The organism is Marinitoga piezophila KA3 (assembly GCF_000255135.1).
GTDB lineage: Bacteria > Thermotogota > Thermotogae > Petrotogales > Petrotogaceae > Marinitoga > Marinitoga piezophila.
In genome coordinates, this window is sequence record NC_016751.1 from 2,109,535 (window position 1) to 2,128,566 (window position 19,032).

General features: G+C 30.0%; 13 protein-coding genes. 6 read left to right on the top strand and 7 right to left on the bottom strand.

Translation table 11 applies throughout. The features are described from left to right. The 3 genes from MARPI_RS09920 to fliD all read left to right on the top strand — a co-directional run bounded on the left by MARPI_RS09920 (position 1) and on the right by fliD (position 3,190). Entirely contained in the window at positions 1-828 is an 828-nt protein-coding gene (locus MARPI_RS09920; RefSeq protein WP_014297457.1) for a PHP domain-containing protein, read from the top strand. A gap of 82 nt (positions 829-910) precedes the next feature. After that, positions 911-1,303, top strand: coding sequence for a flagellar protein FlaG (locus MARPI_RS10870; RefSeq protein ID WP_014297458.1), 393 nt, complete (start codon positions 911-913; stop codon positions 1,301-1,303). A gap of 18 nt (positions 1,304-1,321) precedes the next feature. Further along, positions 1,322-3,190, top strand: a complete 1,869-nt coding sequence (gene fliD, locus MARPI_RS09930; protein WP_014297459.1) for a flagellar filament capping protein FliD — start codon at positions 1,322-1,324, stop codon at positions 3,188-3,190. Positions 3,191-3,229: 39 nt separating this feature from the next. On the opposite strand, the gene MARPI_RS09935 is transcribed toward fliD, so the two are convergent. Beyond that, a complete protein-coding gene (locus tag MARPI_RS09935) occupies positions 3,230-4,717 on the bottom strand; it encodes a carboxypeptidase M32 (RefSeq protein WP_014297460.1) in 1,488 nt (495 codons plus the stop codon). A 113-nt stretch (positions 4,718-4,830) separates the two neighbouring features. Between MARPI_RS09935 and glmM the strand changes: the two genes are divergently transcribed. Next, positions 4,831-6,147: a phosphoglucosamine mutase gene (gene glmM, locus MARPI_RS09940; protein WP_014297461.1), complete on the top strand. Its 1,317-nt coding sequence runs from the start codon at positions 4,831-4,833 to the stop codon at positions 6,145-6,147. A 29-nt stretch (positions 6,148-6,176) separates the two neighbouring features. Here the strand turns inward: glmM and MARPI_RS09945 are convergent, their stop codons facing one another. Both MARPI_RS09945 and MARPI_RS09950 read right to left on the bottom strand, forming a co-directional pair. Continuing rightward, positions 6,177-6,533, bottom strand: coding sequence for a response regulator (locus MARPI_RS09945; RefSeq protein ID WP_014297462.1), 357 nt, complete (start codon positions 6,531-6,533; stop codon positions 6,177-6,179). Beyond that, entirely contained in the window at positions 6,530-9,118 is a 2,589-nt protein-coding gene (locus MARPI_RS09950) for an ATP-binding protein (protein ID WP_014297463.1), read from the bottom strand. The genes MARPI_RS09945 and MARPI_RS09950 overlap by 4 nt, the downstream gene beginning before the upstream one ends. Before the next feature lie 164 nt (positions 9,119-9,282). Here MARPI_RS09950 and MARPI_RS09955 point away from each other — a divergent pair, with 164 nt between their 5' ends. After that, the gene (locus MARPI_RS09955) at positions 9,283-12,420 is read left to right on the top strand and encodes a hypothetical protein (RefSeq protein WP_014297464.1); all 3,138 of its coding nucleotides are present in this window, start codon (positions 9,283-9,285) and stop codon (positions 12,418-12,420) included. Between the two features lies 1 nt (position 12,421). After that, positions 12,422-13,687, top strand: a complete 1,266-nt coding sequence (locus MARPI_RS09960) for a hypothetical protein (RefSeq protein ID WP_014297465.1) — start codon at positions 12,422-12,424, stop codon at positions 13,685-13,687. A gap of 30 nt (positions 13,688-13,717) precedes the next feature. On the opposite strand, the gene MARPI_RS09965 is transcribed toward MARPI_RS09960, so the two are convergent. The 4 genes from MARPI_RS09965 to MARPI_RS09980 all read right to left on the bottom strand — a co-directional run bounded on the left by MARPI_RS09965 (position 13,718) and on the right by MARPI_RS09980 (position 19,028). Continuing rightward, the gene (locus MARPI_RS09965; protein ID WP_014297466.1) at positions 13,718-14,530 is read right to left on the bottom strand and encodes a bifunctional 5,10-methylenetetrahydrofolate dehydrogenase/5,10-methenyltetrahydrofolate cyclohydrolase; all 813 of its coding nucleotides are present in this window, start codon (positions 14,528-14,530) and stop codon (positions 13,718-13,720) included. Between the two features lie 18 nt (positions 14,531-14,548). Then, entirely contained in the window at positions 14,549-16,210 is a 1,662-nt protein-coding gene (locus tag MARPI_RS09970; protein ID WP_014297467.1) for a formate--tetrahydrofolate ligase, read from the bottom strand. Positions 16,211-16,335: 125 nt separating this feature from the next. After that, complete coding sequence (locus MARPI_RS09975; protein ID WP_014297468.1) at positions 16,336-17,625, bottom strand: methyl-accepting chemotaxis protein; 1,290 nt, start codon at positions 17,623-17,625, stop codon at positions 16,336-16,338. Positions 17,626-17,627: 2 nt separating this feature from the next. Then, positions 17,628-19,028 (bottom strand): GGDEF domain-containing response regulator, encoded by a 1,401-nt coding sequence (locus tag MARPI_RS09980; RefSeq protein ID WP_014297469.1) that lies wholly within the window; start codon positions 19,026-19,028, stop codon positions 17,628-17,630. Positions 19,029-19,032: the final 4 nt, after the last annotated feature.

Sequence of the window (19,032 nt, forward strand, 5' to 3'; positions counted from 1 at the left end):
ATGTTACTGGATCTACACTGTCATAGCACATATTCTGATGGTACATGTTCTCCAAAATCTTTAATAAAAAAAGCCAAAAATCTTGGATTAAAATATTTTTCCATTACTGATCACGATACAATAAACGCTCAACCGGAAGCAATTGAGTATTCAAAGCAACTCAATCTCAATTATATACCAGGTGTTGAAATAAATGCAGAATTTCCTACATTAATGGATATTCTTGGATACAATATAGATATAAATAATGATTATTTGTTAAATATACTAAACACAATATTTGAAAAAAGAATAGAAAGAAACAGGTTAATGATAGAACTGCTGAAAGAAGAAGGTTTTAATATTGATATTGAAGATCTTGAAGGAGTTTCTCTTCATACAATAGGTCGTCCCCATATTGCACGCATGCTATTAAAAAAAGGCTATGGAACATCGGTAAGTCAGATAATTAATACATATCTCACAAGAGGAAAAAAATGCTATGTTGAACGATTTAAATTTTCTCCCAAAAAAACCATAAAGGCTATAAAAAAAGCAGGTGGAATTGCAGTTTTAGCTCATCCAAGAAAACTTAGATTATCAAAAATACAGGTTGAGACGCTTTTAAATGAATTAAAAGATTATGGATTGGATGGAGTAGAGGCATTTCATTATTCCAGTGATCCAGAATATACTAATTTTCTAATTGATTTAGCAAGAAAATTGGGGCTTTTAATAACTGCTGGAAGTGATTTTCACGGTACTAACAAACCATTTGTATCCCTTGGAGTTTTTGTTGAAGATTTTATTCTGCAAGATACAATTAACTATTTTATTACAAAATATTAATAAAATAACTTATGTTATTATAAAAATAGCCGATAATAGAAATGGTAGGGAAGAAATATTCAATCTCTGTGGGGGTGTTTTTATGGGAGACTTAAACAGAATAAGTGGGGACTTTGGAAGTTTTATAGATTCAATAACAAGAGATGCCGAAAATAGCAGAAGATTATCGAAAAACAATAATAACATTGGTGAAGAGCATCAAAGAGTACAGAGTAATCAGAATCAACAGAAGAACAATGAAATTAAGGATCCGGAAGTTTTATCAAAAATGATAGAAGAAAAGTTAAATAAATTAAGAGAAATCTTTAAAGGTGAAGTAAAATTTGAAGTAAACAATGATGTTGATATGGTTATAGTTAAAATAATAGATAAAGATTCCAAAAAGGTTATAAGACAGATTCCTCCGGAAACTGCAGTAAAAATTGCAGAAATGCTTGATAAGTTGGAGGGAATATTATTAGATGAACGTGCTTAAAGCGCGGAGGTGATTTAAATGAGTGAAAATAGTTATCTTGGATCATTTCAATTTGGCGGTGTTGCCAGTGGTCTTGATACAGCAAGTATGATAGATAAATTAATGGAAGTTGAAAGAAAGCCGTTAGAAAGGCTTCAAAATGATTATGAAAATTTAAAATTAAAGCAAAAGGCGTGGAAGGAATTAGATGAAAAATTAAGTGACTTCTGGGATTTCCTTGCAACTTTTAAATTAAAGAGCAAACTTATTCCAAAAAGTGTAAGTGTAAGTGATGAAAATGTATTAAGTGCCACAGCTGCAACTTCAGCCACAAATTCAAGTTTCAAAGTTAAGGTTAATTCATTATCCTCATCAACAATTTTAACTCCGGATAATACTTTAGGTGATGTACCTGATTTAAATACGCAATATTATAAATTAACTGGAAGGACAACACCGGTAGCAGGGACATTTACATTAAAAGCTTTAGATTCAAATGGTAATACACTTGAAACAGTAAATATTGATTTTGCAGGTACAGATACAATACAGGATATAATAAATAAAATCGATTCAAATTCCACATATTTTACAGCTGAATTAGTTGATGGGAAATTAAAAATACATGAAAAGGCCGGACAGGAAGGTTCCGTTGCAAATATTTTATTGGGCGATGCTTCTGATACAAGTAATTTTACAGAAGTATTCAATCTTGAGGGTGCTGATTATGTTGCTGGCAGTGGTGGAAGTGCTGGTTATATTGAAAGTACTGTACATGCAGGTGCAGTAAATACCGGAACAACATTGTCAGATATAAGTTCTGATGTAACTTCTGGAATAATCAGAATAAACGGAACAGAAATTACAGTAAGTGCAGATGATACAATAGGAAGTTTAATTTCAAGAATAAATGCTTCAAATGCAGGGGTTATTGCATGGTATGATGAGAATGAAGATAAATTAATGATAAGAAATAAAGAAGGCGGTCCACAGTCTATTACAATAGAGGATGGAGATGCAGATGGAAATAATAAAACTAATGTTTTAGATGATTTGTCCTGGGTAGATGCAACAGGAAATTATATGGGAAAAGTAACTCCTGGTACTGCTGCAAATGTTGAAATAGATATAGATGGCGATGGTGTAGCTGATCTTACAAAAACAACATGGGGTAATACAGTTGAATATAATAATGTTACCATTGATTTGAAATCAACATCTACAGATTGGGTAAATGTTCAGGTTACACAGGATGCAGATGCTACATATGATAAAATAAAAGAATTTGTAGATAAATACAATGAAGTAATTGGTTATGTATATGAAAAATTAAATGAAGAGCCAGTAAAACCAGAAAGAGGGAAAGAATTAAGCGAAGAAGATAAAATGAAAGGTGTTTTAAAAGATGATCAAAATCTAAGAGATATCTTTTATAAATTAAGAGATATTGCATATGGAGTTGTTGATTGGACTTCTGATGTAAAAGGAAAATATAGTTCTTTATATGATATAGGAATATCTTCTGGTGATGCTGGTGGGACGTATGAAAATACAATGAAAGGTGTTCTTTCAATTGATGAGGATAAATTAAAGGCTGCTATACAGGATAATGCAGAAGAAGTATGGAAATTGTTTGCATATGAAGATGATAATAATAAAGGGATAGCAATACAGTTTAAGGATTATGTATGGGATACAACAAAGTTTGGTGGAACTATAGATCAAATTTCTGGAACCACAGGCACTATTGGACTTGAAATGAGAGATATAGCAAAAAGAATGGTTTCGCTTGTAGATCAACTTCAAAGAAAAGAAGCATATTACTGGCAGAAATTCTCAGCTATGGAGCAATCTGTATCTCAAATGCAATCACAGGGTTCATGGATATTAGGAGCATTTGCAAAATAATAAAATTAAGGGCTGTTAAATTTAACAGCCCTTTTTATTTTAGATTTTATAAACTTTATTAAATTTTTCTTCTATATATTTCATGAAATATTCTGGATTTAATTCTTCCCCAGTTGCCATTTTTATTAATTCTCCTGGTTCATACATCTTTCCTTTTGAATGTATTTTATCTCTTAACCATTTAAGAAGAGGTTTAAAATCTCCTTTTCTAATAGCTTCATTATAATCTGGAATATCTTTTTTCATTGTATATAATAATTGTGCTGAATAAAGGTTTCCTAACATATATGAAGGGAAGTATCCAAAAGAGCCATGTGCCCAATGAACATCCTGTAAAACCCCTTCGCTATCCTTTTCAGGAACAACGCCAAGATATTTTTCCATTTTTTCATTCCATATTTTTGGTAAATCCGCTACTTTAATCTTATCATTTATTAAAGCTTCCTCAATTTCAAAACGCAACATAATGTGAAGATTATATGTAACTTCATCGGCTTCTGTTCTTATTAATGATCTTTCAACGTAATTTGTTGCTCTGAAAATATCTTCAGGTGTATATTTCTTTAATTCTGGAAATACATCAACAAGATCGTTATAAAAATATTCCCAGAATTCCGGGCTTCTTCCTACAATATTTTCCCAGAATCTTGATTGACTTTCATGAATTCCCATTGAAGCACCATCACCAATAGGTAATCCTGAAAATTCTGCAGGGATTCCCTGTTCGTATAATGCGTGTCCTCCTTCATGAATTGTACTATATAATGAATCATTTAAATCGTGTTCGTTGTATCTTGTTGTGATTCTTACATCATTTAATCCTATTGTTGTTGTAAATGGGTGCATTGCCACGTCCATTCTTCCTGCTTTAAAGTCATAATTCATTAAGTTTAAAGCACGTATAGATAGTTCTTTCTGTTTTTCAACAGGAAAAAATTGCTTTAAAATTTCATTATCTGGTTTTTCGCCTTTTTCGAGTTTAGCGAGATAATTTACCAGAAAATCCCTTAAAGGTTCAATAATCTTTTTAAGTTCTGATGTTTTAAGTCCTGGTTCATACATATCCAATAAGGCATCGTATCTATTTTCTTCATATCCTAATTTATCGGCAATTTGTTTTGTCAATTCAACAATTTTTTCCAGATGTGGTTGGAAAATAGAGAAATCATTATTTGTTTTTGCCTTTTCCCATGCAGCCTGAGCTTTTGAGGTTTCAATACTTAATTCTTTGTATAGTTCTGGAGGAATTTTTTTAGACTTTTCAAGTTCCTTTTTTGCAACTCTGACTATAGCTTTATCAACTTCGCTTTCTAAAAGTTCTTTCTCTGCATTTAAAACAAGATTCCATGTTTCATCAGAAACAGACATTTCAAAAGCATGACCTGAAATTTCACCAATTACCTCAGCTCTTTCTTCAGCAGCTTTTTCTGGCATCATAGTTTCAAAATCCCATTCAAGCAATGCAGCGGCTGTGTTATACCTCGATATTAATCTTAATCGTTTTTTTAAATCTTCTAATGCGCTCATTAAAATACCCCCTTGAAAAAAATTTCATATAATATTATATTACTACATTAAATTTTCTTTGTCAATATAAATATATGATATAATTATATATATAAATTATGTGGAGGTGGATTATGAAAAGATTATTTGGAACTGATGGTATTAGAGGTTTGGTAAATGAAGAGTTAACTGTAGATTTAACATATAAAGTGGGAAATGCATTGGGAAGAATGTATGCAGGTAAATATGAAAAATTATTAATTGGAAGAGATACACGAAATTCAGGAGAAATGTTTGAAGCAGCTTTAGCCGCTGGAGCATTATCTGCCGGTTTAAATGTTGAATTTTGTGGTGTTATAACAACACCGGCTTTGGCATATTTAACCAAAAGCGAGAAAAGTCTGGGAGTTATGATTTCAGCGTCACATAATCCTGCAAATTATAATGGAATAAAGGTTCTTGCAGAAGGATTTAAAATATCAGATGAAGATGAAGTGGATATAGAAAATATTATTCTTGAAAAACATCCTGACTATGTTCCATATGGCGAAATAGGGAAGATGACGTCATCGCATTTAAAGGACAAATATACAGGATATATAGTATCTTTATTTGAAATAAATAATTTAAATTATAAAATTGCTGTTGATGTTGGAAATGGTGCAACAGGTGCGGTAATAGATAAGATTTTTGGTGCATTTAATATTGATTATGATTTGTATTTTAATGAACCTGACGGTTTAAATATCAATGAAAAATGTGGTTCTACGCATCCAGAAGTTCTTGCAGGAATAGTAAAAGAAAAAGAATATGATCTTGGAATATTATTTGATGGTGATGGTGACAGATGTTTATTCATTGATAAAAATGGTAAATTAATTGATGGAGATAAATTAATGGCAATAAATGCTTTAAAATTAAAAGAAAAAGGAAGATTATCAGGTAATCTCGTTGTTGCAACAATAATGAGTAATTTAGGTTTAGAAAAGTTTCTTGAAAAACATGATATTTCATTAATGAGAACAGCAGTTGGGGATAAATATGTATTGGAAGAAATGTTGGCTTCAAAGGCGAATCTTGGTGGGGAACAATCGGGACATATTATTTTCCTCGATAAAGCTACAACAGGAGATGGGATAATAACAGCGCTTGAAACTCTGGAAACAATGCTTCATTATAACAAAAATATCGATGAACTTATTAAAGATATTCCAGAATATCCTCAATTATTAAAAAATGTTTCTGTGAAAGATAAGAAAGCTGTTATGAGGAATAAAAACTTAATAGAAGCAATAGAGAAATTTTCAAAACTTGATAATTTCAGACTTGTAGTAAGACCATCTGGAACAGAACATAAAATTAGGATAATGGCTGAAGGTGAAGATAAAAAATTAGTGCATGATGTTGTTAATGAATTATATGCCATGATAGAAGAAATAGAAAAATATTAAAATAAACGTAAGCCCCGATAATTCGGGGCTTACGAATTTAATACCTTTAAAATTGCATCTCTAACCTTATCTGGAGAAAAAGGTTTTACAATATAATATTTTGCACCTTTTTCAATAGCTTCTAAAACTCTTGTTCTATGCCCCAAAGAGGTCACCATAATTACTTTAGCTTTTGGATCAAAAGCTAAAATATTTTGTAGAGCCTTTAAACCGTTTTCTTTAGGCATTGTAATATCCATTGTAACTATATTTGGCCTGAATTGCTTATATTTTTCAACAGCTTCTTCACCATCAGAAGCTTCTATAATTTCAAAGTTTAAAGGTTCTAATATCATTTTTAATTGATTTCTTATAAATGGTGCATCATCTACAATAAGTATTCTCATATATCTTCCTCCGGTATTTCAAAATGGAATATTGTTCCTTTGTCTATTTCACTTTCGACATATACCTTTCCGTTGAGTTTTTCAACCTCTTTTTTTACAACATTTAACCCAATACCTCTTCCAGAGATTTCAGTAACTTCAACCTTTGTAGAAAAACCTTCATGGAATATTATATCAAAAATTTTCTCTTTGTCATAGGGGATATTTTTTCGATTGGCAACAGCAATTAATTGGTTTTTGTCAATACCGCTTCCATCATCTTCAATATCAATTTTCAATAGTCCGTCTTCTTTAAAAATACGTATTGTAATATTTCCATATTCAGTTTTCCCTTTTTCAATACGTAATTCGGGTATTTCAATACCATGATCTATAATATTTCTAAAAACATGAACAAGTGATTTTATAAATTCAAAATACTTATCCGGATCGATATATACATCTTCATCCTGTATAATTTGAGGATAGTTTATAACTTTACCTAAGCGAGTTGCTAATTCTTTAGAATATTGCAAATAAGGTTTTAATAAATCATCGATTTTTTTGTATCTTAATTTTCGTATATCCTTTAATATTTTTTTAGCCTTTTCATTTTCAAAGTATTTTAATACTTTATTTTCTAATTCTATAATCTTGCTTTTTGGTATTTTAAGTTTTTCCTCGTCATTTAAAAATTCCTCACCCAGAGCCTCTTTCAAAATATCTAATTCAGAGGATAACTTTTCATAAATGTTGAATTTTTCAAATAATAGTTTTTCAAAGTATTTTTGAGAAAATGTTTTCTTTTCAATAGCCTTTATAATCTCATTTTCGATTAAATGAAGAGTATATGAGATTTGAGTTAGATAAAATTGAGCAAAAACTCCTTTATATGTATGAATGGCTCTGTGTATTTCAAAATTCTTTTCATTTTTTGAATCTTTAGATTCAAAAATCTCAATATAACCATGTGATATAAAATATTTGAAATCCTTTAAGTTATACATAAAAGCATCGTAATTTTGAATAACAGTTATAATTTTATTTAAATTTTCTCGTTCTGTTTGAATTGCCTGTTCAAGTGCTTTTTCGTTTGTAATATCTTTTAATACAAGCATTATCTTTTTCTTATCATCAAAATCTATTTCTTTAAATCTTAGATTATAATACTTTTCTTTAAATAATATTTCTTCAGGAAGAAATGAAAAATAAACTTCTTTTCTTAAAGAATCATTTTCAGCAAAAATATCTTCAAAAATACGTTTTACAAAATCCTTATCTTCAGAAAACAATAAATCCAGAATATTTTTCTTTCCTATATCTCCATCAAAAATCTTAAGGCACTCTTTACTATATGTATCATCAATTATAAAATTCTCGTCAAAAGCCAGAAATCCTTCACCAGAATTATCAAGTAACATCTTAATCTCTTTTGTGCGTTTTGATACTTCTTTGTCAAGTTCTTCGTTCCATATTTCAAGAATTTTGTTTTTTACAGAAAGTTCAAGGTTTAAATCCTTTATATTTTTCAAGGACATAATAATCATTGAATTTATTAATATAAAAATGGACCACTGTATTAAAGGCCTTTCCCATTTTATTATTCTAAAATCCCCTAAAATTTCATAAATGGTAAAAATAGAAACAGTAACAATTGAAAAAGAAAAAATATAAGCTTTTCTATCTTTAAATCTGGAAATTCCAATATACATATAGTACATCATCAGCATTATATCAATAATCATCAATAAATATAGCAATAATACATATTTTACATAATAATTTGGTTCTATTCCTGTAAAAATCTGAATTAATGTAATTCCTGCAAAAATAATAAGATGAGCCTTTATGAGAATTCGAATATATTTTTTTGATGAATAGTCAAATATATTATAAAAAAATCCCAGAATGCCAATTGGAGATAAATACTTTCCAATATCCATTAAATATGCCCAGAAAACAGGATTATCATAAAAGTATTTAAAGGTTTGATTTTGTCCCATAATAAATGTTGAAAGAGAAATAGAAAAGATTCCAAGATATAAAAATAATTTTCCTTCATTTAAGCTTTTATTCATTGTCCAGAAATAAATGGCAAAAATAAAAGCCAAAAATCCAATAAAGATATTAAATGCTATTAAAATCAATCTATCCGATTCATAAACTATTTGATGAGTTAATAATTCTTTTTCGTTGCCAAGTAAAAATTCTCCGAAAAAACCAACATCCCTTTTTTTAGAAGTTATCTTTAAAAGAAGATATTTGTTCTGGAAGTTATCAGGGATTTTAAAAATGCTTTTAGGGCTAAAATAACTTTCTTCAGAAATATTGCTATATATTACCTTATCACCAATATAAAGGGTAAAAAAATTCAGGATTCCGCGTATATAAATAGCAGGTTCCTCGAAGGTCACATCTGGAAGCTTATAACGAAGCAAAAGTTCTTCGCCCTTATTTTCAATGGGGATACCGGGATTTTCATATTTGTGCCATTCTTTTTCGGATTCCCATTTATATTCCCAGCCATCATATAACTTAATATATGAGAAAGCTGAAGTGAAAAATAATAAAAACAAAAAGAAAAATAAGGAATATTTTTTTAACATATTATCCCCCTAACTACTATATTATATCTGTATATAATATTATACCATAAAATATGGCTATATTAAGAACTTAGTAAAATATAATAAGTCTAAAGTTATAAAGCGAACACTTAATGAAAATGTGATATAATATAAAAAAAGAAATTTTAAAGAGAGGTGATTTTATGAAAAAGAGTATTATCATTGGAATTATGATTTTAATGCTGGTACTATTAGCGTCATGTGTGCAAAATGTAAAAGTAAAAGCCAAACCGGATTTAGGTGTTCCAGTTTCGGCTACAAGTATAGCAGTTAGTGATTTTACAGTTGGTATTGAAGATGGAATAAAATCCGTTCTTCCAGGTGCTGAAATAATTACTGTAGATGGAACAAAGGCAATACGTTATGCAACTGGATTGGTTGTAGATGGAGGAGAATCGTTTAAAGAAATAGATTCTTTCAGTACTTCAATAATACAGGAAATCTCCATTCCTTCTATTGATGATATAGATCCAATAAATATTGAAGTTCCTTCCATGGATTTTGATCCTCAATCAATTACTATGAATCTTCCCGATCTTGGTTCAACTCCTGAATCTACCCAGGCAAATATTGGAGCTATTTCTATTCCAGAAGGTGTATCATTGCCATCAACTACGTTATATGTTCCGGTGGTTTCTAATGAAAGTAGAGAAGCAAATACTACATTAACTTCAGATACATTTTCGAAGCTTTATTTTTCTCAGGGTAATCTGGTATTTCATGCTACAAATAATTCAATTACTACTGATGCAACAATAGAAATTATAGTTGAAAATAGCGATGGAACAAAACTCAGAACAGGATCGGTTCAGGTAGCTGCAAATACAACTGATCAGGAGATAGATATAGACTTAACTGATAAAATGCTTACTTCAAGTATAACTCTTACTCTTAGTGTAACCTATGGTGATGGAAATGACGATGGTACTAAAACTTTAGATGTAACTTTAAATGGTTTTTCTCCAGACACTAAAATCAAAGCAGCAGAAGGTATTGAGTTTGAAACTGGAAAATCAATAACCCAGGAAATTAATCCCGGTTTTGGAAGTACAAAATTTTCCACAGTTACAATAAGCGGTAGCTTTGACGTTGGAATTCAATTCCCTTCAACATGGCAAAATATTTCAACAGAATATGAAGCAACAATAGTATATTCATATTCAAATGATACAAAGGAAATTTTAATTGCGCATAAAGATGTTTCAGAAAATGGACCTCTTAATTTTGATAATGTTTCTATACCATATGATGCAAATGGAGTTTTTAAATTTACAGTAGATTCAACATATACAAATGAATCAGGTCAAAAAGCCAATGTAAATTTTGAAGATTCGCCAACATTTACAATTACTCCAGATATAACAATTAATTCAATAGAAGGCTTTGAGGTTGAAAATACACAAACTATGGATTTGCCAGATGAAATAGAATCTGTTACATTTATGAGTGGAAGTTTTGAATTGAAAATTACTGATACAAAGATTGCTTCTATAGTAGCCTCCTTTGAATACAACAAAGGAGATGGAACAACAGATAAAGTATATTTTAATGTGGAAGACACTGGAGAAGCAACTTTAAATTTAGCAGGTATTACCATGTCTGGAAATTTATCAGTTGATGCAACAGTTTTAATCGATAAAATTTCACTTGATTTTGATTCAGGCAATTCAGACACATTAAATGCAGAGGTAAACTTTTCAGAGCCAAAAATTTCCAGAGTAACAGTAAATAAAGAAATAAAACAGGATATCCCAATTCCAGAGGATATTAAAAGCGTTATTTTTGGTTCTGGTACAATAGAAATAACATTATTAAATGCTAAATTTACAGGTATTAGTGGTAATTTAATATATCAGACTAATAGCACACCTCTTCAACTTACATCAGAAGGATCTGCAACGATAGATATGACAGATCTGGAATTAGGAGCACCAAGTGCCGAAATAAACATTACTTCAATTGCTATTGAGTCAGATGCAGGTATATCTCTTGGAGATAACATTACTGCAAACGTAGAATTAAAAGAACCAAAAATAAAACATGTGGAAATAAAATCATCTGATAGTATGGATATTTCAGAGTCTCAATTTGTAGATTTTGCAGGATTAAAAGAGGTTTTAAATTCCATAACCTTTACGGATCCATCAACAATTTTAATTGAATGGGATAATAAATTACCAGTTGATATTAATTCAAAAATAGCTATTCCTGAATTAAATGTTAACGATCAATTTGTAATTAGTGGTGAATCAAGTAAAGTTATTAATTTTAGTGGAGAAGTAAATCTTGATAACGGATTAAACTTTACCTTTGAAGCATCGCCGCAAAATTACGATGGCGAAGTTCTTACAATAGATATTTCAAATGAAGATGATTATTTGGAAATGGGATCTAAATATACACTTGAAGCAACAGTTTCCCTTGATTATAATCTTAATGCAAGTGTAAAACCAATTAATACAAATATAATTACAGAGGATAATCCTTTGAATTTTGAAATTCCAATTTCTGAAGAGACTACACTCACATTAAATGATATAGAATTAGATGGTTTTTCAGCAAAGATACTTGGAAATATTCCTCAGGATCTGGTTAGTGCAAATAATAAAATAACCTTAACAGCAACATACACAGTTGATAATGTTAAAAAGGTTAAATCAGTTGATGTTGTATTGGATAAAACTAATATAGAAAAAGATATTACTGATTTCTTGCTGGAAGTTTTAAAAGGAAAAGATGTTGTAATGTCAATGAAATCAAATGATATTACTGCAAATATTACATCTCTGAATAATTTTAAATTCTCATTTAAAATTGATATGACAGTACCTTTGAGTTTTACTATTTTAGGAAATGAGCCATTAACACTTTTGGAAATAAAAGGCGAAAATGATGTTTTGGGCAGAGATGAAAATTCTGAAAGCGATGATACTTTAATTAATTCTATATTAGGAGATGATGGATCAATTAAGATACATATAAAATATAATAATACATCAGGTCTTTCACCGGAAGTTATTTTAATAGGAAGAAATAAATTTGATAAACAGCTAATGAAAAAAACATTTACATTAAAGGACGGTTCTCATGAAGATGTTATTGAAATTAAATCGGAAGATATAAAAACTATTATGAATACAATTCCGTATTATCTCGATACGAAAGTTCAAATTAATCCAGGTGATTTACAGAGTTTTCTTGATAATGGAAAAGTAGATATAAAAATATGGTTAGAAGTAAAAACAGATGTAGATATGGACCTTATGGAAGGTGGTGAATAATATGAAGAAATTATATATATTACTTTTGATTTTTATATTTTCCATTTCATTGTTTGCAAATCCCAATATAAATAAACCATGGAATTATAAATTTAATCCAGCTTTATTGGATTTTGGCACGAGAAACTTTATAGATATAGGAGTAAACGCAAATCTTGATTTGGCAAATCCTGTTATTTCCATGGGTGATTTGTTTAAAGAAGAGATAGTTATAGATTTAAATGAAATATATGATAATTTAGATGGAAATCCATTGCCTATAACCCTTGATCTTGATACAGGATTGTATTTAAAGTTGCATTTATGGTCTTTTTCATATGCCAAAGAATATTCAATTGATGGAAATATAGATGTGTCTATTCCAAATGCAATAGTGGAATTTCTTGCAGAGGGAAATGTTGAGGATGGAGAATTTAAGGATTTAGAAGGTAAAGATGGAATATTTAATGTTGATATTATAGCTCAGTCAAGTAATTATTATTCATTTGGTAATAAGAATTATTCATACGGAATAATGTTATCTAAATTTTATCCAGTTATGATTATGAGAAGCAGTATAGATTTTTCGCAGACTGCAGATGCAGATAAGGGAATTATGAAGATAGATTATGCTGTTGTTGGAAATGTAAATAGTTCTTTGCAATCTTTATCTTCACTATTAGGAGATTCTGAAGATTATTATGGCCCAGATTTAAATGAGGATTTAATGGAAACATTTAAGAGTGAAAGCGCAGGATTTAAAATGAGTATAGGATATGTTAATGGTTATAATAGAAAGGCAAAATGGGGAATAGCAATAAATGATATTGTTTTAAAACCAGCTCAGGCAGATTATGCATATACCCTTTCTTCAACATCTTCTATAACAATAGAAAATATGAATATAGAAACAGAAGAAGGAAGTACAATGCTTAAAGAGGATGAAGATGCATTGGTTATGGAATATCCAAATTCACCAGAAGATATGCCTATGAGCATTAGTTATTTCTTTACAACGCATATGTTATTTGATTTTACACCACATTTTCAGTATTATATGGGAAAAGGACTTGATTATGGAGTTTCAATTGATGGAAATCTCTGGATAATTCCATTCTGGATGGATATAAGCAAGAATCAGAATGTATGGTCGTTAAATACAGGATTTGGGCTAAATATTCATCTTGCAGATGTTAATTTTACAATAGGATCAGCTTCAGATACTTTTGGTGGAATGTGGAAGTTTGAAGGGTTTACAGTTAAAGTTAATGTAGCAGCTGGAATTTAATGGGTTTAATTAAAAAGAAGAGATAGCTTTTTAGCTATCTCTTCTTTTTAATTTATAAGCTTTTATTGTATTTTCTAAGAGTATTAAGGAGGTTATTTCGCCAACACCACCAGGCACTTCGGTAACGTAAATATAATCATATAAGTTTTTATCAACATCTCCAACGATCTCATCATTAACAACATTTATTCCAACATCTATTACAACGCTTTTTTCGTTTACCAGGTCTTTTGTTATAAATGCCGGTTTTCCCACTGCGGAAACTATGATATCAGATTTTTTTGTGTATTCTTCAATATTTTTTGTATGACTATGGCATATAGAAACAGTGGCGTTGTTTTCATGACCAGACAACATAATGGAAACTGGTGTTCCAACTATTACACTACGTCCTATTACTGTGATTTTTTTACCATCAGGATTGGTAAAATGATTTATTATCCTTACAACAGAGTCAGCGGTACATGGTTTGAAATAAGCATTGCCATATATTAAATTACCAAGATTATATGGGTGTATTCCTTCCACATCTTTTTGAGGATTGAGATATTCTATAATTTCCTTAATATCAAATGGTAAAGGTTGCGCAATAAATATACCATCAATATTATTATCCTGAGAAAGATTTTTTAAAGATTTAATCATTTCCTCTTTATTTTTTGTTTCAATTGATATGTAATTAATACGGAATTTTTTTGATAGACGTTTTTGTGATTTTAAATAAGCTTTTGTTGCAGGATCTGGATTACATGAAATACTTGCCAGAGTTACTTCATGATTTTTTGTAAATTCAGATATTTTATTTCTTATGGATTCAGCAAGAGGTTCAATATCTATTATCATAATTAATCACCTCTTTTATTAGAATAATCCTGTTATGTTTCCATCTGCGTCAACATCAAGATTTACTGCATTTGAGACTTTTGGTAATCCGGGCATTCTCATAATTTCTCCAGCAAGTGCAACGATAAATCCTGCTCCAGCTGAGAGTTCAAAATCACGGATTGTAAAGTTGTAATTTGAAGGAGCTCCGAGTTTTTTAGGGTCATCTGAAATTGAATATTGTGTTTTTGCGACTATAACAGGTAAATGATCATATCCATATTTTTTGAAGAATTTAATTTTATTTCTTGCTGCCATTTCATAATCTACATGTGAAGCTCTGTATATTTCTTTTGCAAGTTTCATGATTTTTACTTCAAGTGGGTCATGCCAGTTATATATAGGTTTTAATTCGCTTTCTTTTTCTGACTCTTCTAAAACTTTTTTTGCTAAATCAAGGGCACCTTCAGAACCTTTTGCAAATGCTTCATTTAATGCGATTTTCACTCCAAGATTTTCTACGAATTTTATAACAAATTCCAGTTCTTTATCAGTATCTGTGCTGAATCTGTTTAATGCAACAACAACAGGAATACCAAATTTTCTTAAGTTTTCTATATGAACTCTTAGATTTTCTATTCCGTTTCTTAATGCTTCCATATTTTCCTGTTCGAAATCCTTTGTTCCTCCGTTGTATTTTAATGCTCTTACTGTAGCAACTAAAACAATAACGTCTGGTTTAAATCCTGCGGTTGGAGATACAAAGTCAAGGAATTTTTCTGCACCTAAATCTGCTCCAAAACCACTTTCTGTAACAACGTAATCAGTTAATTTTAAAGCCATTTTTGTTGCTATTAATGAATTGGTTCCGTGTGCAATATTTGCAAATGGACCTCCATGAATAAATGCAGGCGTATTTTCAATTGTTTGAACAAGGTTTGGATCTATAGCATTTTTTAATACCGCAGCCAAAGCACCTTCAATTTTTAAATCGCCAATTGTTACAGGTTTTCCTTTTCTTGTTCTTGCAACTACAATATTTTGAAGTCTTCTTTTTAAATCTGGTATATCTTCAGCAAGACATAATACAGCCATTATTTCTGATGCTGCAGTGATTATAAATCCGTCTTCTCTTGGATTTCCGTTTGCATGGCCGCCAAGGGCTATAACTATTTGCCTTAAAGCTCTATCGTTCATGTCCATTGCTCTTTTCCAGAATACTCTTGTTTCATCTATATCGAGATCGTTTCCATATTTTATATGAGCGTCAATTACAGCAGAAACAAGATTATGAGCAGTTGTTACTGCATGGATGTCTCCTGTAAAATGTAAATTTATATCTTCCATAGGTAATACCTGAGAATATCCTCCACCTGCTGCACCGCCTTTTACTCCCATTACAGGCCCTAATGAAGGTTCTCTTAAGGTTACTATTGACTTTTTTCCTAATTTGTTTATAGCCATTGATAATCCAATACTTGTTGTGGTTTTCCCTTCACCGGCAGGTGTTGGGTTAATTGCTGTAACAAGTATTAATTTTCCATCTTTTTTGTCTTTTAATTCCCTTAAGTAGTGATGAGAAATTTTTGCAATATAATTTCCACATTGATGAACATAATCCTCTTTAATATTGATGTCTTTAGCAATTTCAGTTATTTTTTTTAATTTTGCTTTTCTTGCGATTTCAATATCACTTAACATATTCCCGCCTCCTTCTGTTAGTTTGTGAATTTTTCACATTCTAATATTATTATACCATAATTTTTTAAAAAAGATAATTTTTATCGGTTTTTTATTTAAAAAAAAGAATGAAGTGGAAATCCACTTCATTCGATTTTTTTAGCCATATTAACAAGTTCATCAATGTTATTTTTTATTTCTTCGAGTGCTTCAAATGTTTGTTTTATTCCATCAAGAACACCTTTTATTAATGTTTTTGTTGAATTTGAGAAAGAAGATAATGTATCGATGTTGTTTACAAAGCTTTCGACAACCTGATCAATAGAATCTAAGGAATTTTCAACGTTTGATAATTCTTTTAATGTTTTTTCTGAAAGCAATACGCTTGAGGTTATGCTGCTCTCAATGTTTTTTAAAACTTTTTCTGATTCTCTTGATGTTTTTTTAGCGTCATATGCAAGTTCGTTTATCATATCAGCGATTCTCGAAATACCCTCTCTGTCTATTTCTTCTTTACTTGTTTCGATTGATGAGTTTATTGAAAGTATTGAAACTGTTTCTGATATATCTTTGATTTTATAGTTTAAATCTGAAAGATTATTTATGAAATCTGCTATTTTCATTGTCATTTGAGTCATGTCCTGAATATTCAGGAAGAATGATTTTACATTGTTCAAAATAGAATTTAATTCGCTTCTTCCTTCTTCTATTGCAGATGCAAAGTTTTGAATTAATTCGTCAAGTTCATTTATATTTTTTTGCGTGTTTTTAGTAACAGATTCCATTTCAGCTGCAGCTGCACTGTTTTCAGCTATAAATGAAGCAACATTTGCAGAGAATTCTTCTATACTCTTTACCTGTTTTTTTATTGCCAGTGTTAGCCATTTTCCAAGATAATATGAAATAATAAAGAATATTACCATGAAGATTATAAATATGTTTAGTATATAATATCTGGTTTTTATTAAGTCAGCAAATAATTCGCCATATGTTATTGCATGGGCAAGATAATATGTTTTTCCTTCTGAGGTGATTTTTACAAAGGATACATATCTTTTTTCACCTTCAAAGATATATTCATATGTTCCTGCATCATTTTCTCTCATATATTTCCATAAATCATCAAGTTTTGCGTCTTTGACAATATGAATTCCTACTTTTGTCGGGTCGGTATGTAGTATTGCATATCCTTTTTCATCTATTACATAATAATATCCGGAGTTTTCTTTTGTGAATTCTTCTATAAAATAATCTTCTGTAATTTTTGAAATGTCTTTTATTGAATATCTTTCAATTTTCAATGAATACAAAAACGAATCCAGAATTTCTGTTCTTAAGTTGTTTGAGAATAAATCCCAGCTAATTATGAAAAAAGCAACAAAGAATATGGCGAAAATCCCTAAAATGGCTAAAGAATACTTTAGTTCAAGTTTCATATTTATTCCTCCTCAATAATTATTCTGTTTTTACCCTTTTTCTTGGCTCTGTATAATAATTTATCGGCAGTATTGATAAATATTGTTGCACTTTTATTTTGATAGTTACAGGCAACACCTGCACTAAATGTAACAGGAAGATTTATACCTAAATCTTTCCAATTATAATTTCTTACAGATTCTAATATACGTTCCAGAGCTTTTTTGGCTTCGATGCAGGAGGTTCCCGGCATTAGTATTAAAAATTCTTCTCCGCCAAATCTACCGGCAAAATCATTTTCCCTCATTTCTGAATTTATTATTGTTGCAATATTTTTGAGAACTTTATCTCCTGTTACATGCCCATAAGTGTCATTTATTTTTTTGAAATCATCAATGTCGATCATTGCTATTGATAGTGGATAATTCTTTCTTCTAAATGTAATGAGAAATTCTTTTAATTTGTCAAGTATGTTCTTTTTGTTGAGTAATCCTGTTAAACCATCATTTTCAGCTGCTGTTTTGTAATCATAGAAATTGTTTAATGTTTTGAATAATATACCAAGCGTTTCTGATATCATATTCATAACATATACCATATTATGTTCATTTTTTACATTTTCAAAGAGAATTAATCCCTGTTCTATTTTGTTGTATTCAATGTTAAAAACTGAATAATTGTCAGGCACTTTTGAAACGGCATCATCATACATTCCTTTTATTATCCATTCAGATGGTGTGGTAGGTTTTTTAAAATTCGAAAATAGAAAATCTTTTAAAACACTGCATGAGTAGTTTTTATCTTTTGAAAAGGAATACATTCTTCCAAAACTTGTAGAAATTAGCATAAAAAAGGCATTTTCAAAATTAAAAAATTCTTCAAGAATTAAATAAATCTCTCTCATTATATGTTCTTCATCGTCCATTTTTTCTACTAAATTTAATATCGATGATTTTATTACTTCCATTTTTAAGGATTCTTCAAGAATATCAACTAACTCTCTAAACGGTTCCATTCTAAATTTATGAAATTCTCTTGTCCACTCAATTGAATAATTCCCATCTTCAATGAACTCTTTGATTTTATTCATAAGTTCTTCTGGGTCAGCGTCTTTTCTTAAGAACATGTTTGCGCCGCTTTTTTTTGCCCAAAATTCATTAATTGATTCATTTGCTCCTGTTAGAATTATAATTCCAACATTGGAAAATGCAGCATAGCTTCTTATAAATCTACAAAGATGAACTCCGTTCATTTGCGGCATTACATAATCCGAAATTATAATATCAGGAAGAAAATCAAAAAATTTATTAATTCCTTCAAGTCCATTTTCAGCTACTTCAACATCATACCCATATTGTTCCAGACTTTTTTTTAAGAAAATACGCCATGAAATACTATCGTCAAGAACCAGTACTTTTTTCATACAA

Coding starts and splice junctions, on each gene's coding strand:
- MARPI_RS09920 (WP_014297457.1), top strand. CDS start 1: ATGTTACTGGATCTACACTGTCATAGCACATATTCTGATGGTACATGT.
- MARPI_RS10870 (WP_014297458.1), top strand. CDS start 911: ATGGGAGACTTAAACAGAATAAGTGGGGACTTTGGAAGTTTTATAGAT.
- fliD (WP_014297459.1), top strand. CDS start 1,322: ATGAGTGAAAATAGTTATCTTGGATCATTTCAATTTGGCGGTGTTGCC.
- MARPI_RS09935 (WP_014297460.1), bottom strand. CDS start 4,717: ATGAGCGCATTAGAAGATTTAAAAAAACGATTAAGATTAATATCGAGG.
- glmM (WP_014297461.1), top strand. CDS start 4,831: ATGAAAAGATTATTTGGAACTGATGGTATTAGAGGTTTGGTAAATGAA.
- MARPI_RS09945 (WP_014297462.1), bottom strand. CDS start 6,533: ATGAGAATACTTATTGTAGATGATGCACCATTTATAAGAAATCAATTA.
- MARPI_RS09950 (WP_014297463.1), bottom strand. CDS start 9,118: ATGTTAAAAAAATATTCCTTATTTTTCTTTTTGTTTTTATTATTTTTC.
- MARPI_RS09955 (WP_014297464.1), top strand. CDS start 9,283: ATGAAAAAGAGTATTATCATTGGAATTATGATTTTAATGCTGGTACTA.
- MARPI_RS09960 (WP_014297465.1), top strand. CDS start 12,422: ATGAAGAAATTATATATATTACTTTTGATTTTTATATTTTCCATTTCA.
- MARPI_RS09965 (WP_014297466.1), bottom strand. CDS start 14,530: ATGATAATAGATATTGAACCTCTTGCTGAATCCATAAGAAATAAAATA.
- MARPI_RS09970 (WP_014297467.1), bottom strand. CDS start 16,210: ATGTTAAGTGATATTGAAATCGCAAGAAAAGCAAAATTAAAAAAAATA.
- MARPI_RS09975 (WP_014297468.1), bottom strand. CDS start 17,625: ATGAAACTTGAACTAAAGTATTCTTTAGCCATTTTAGGGATTTTCGCC.
- MARPI_RS09980 (WP_014297469.1), bottom strand. CDS start 19,028: ATGAAAAAAGTACTGGTTCTTGACGATAGTATTTCATGGCGTATTTTC.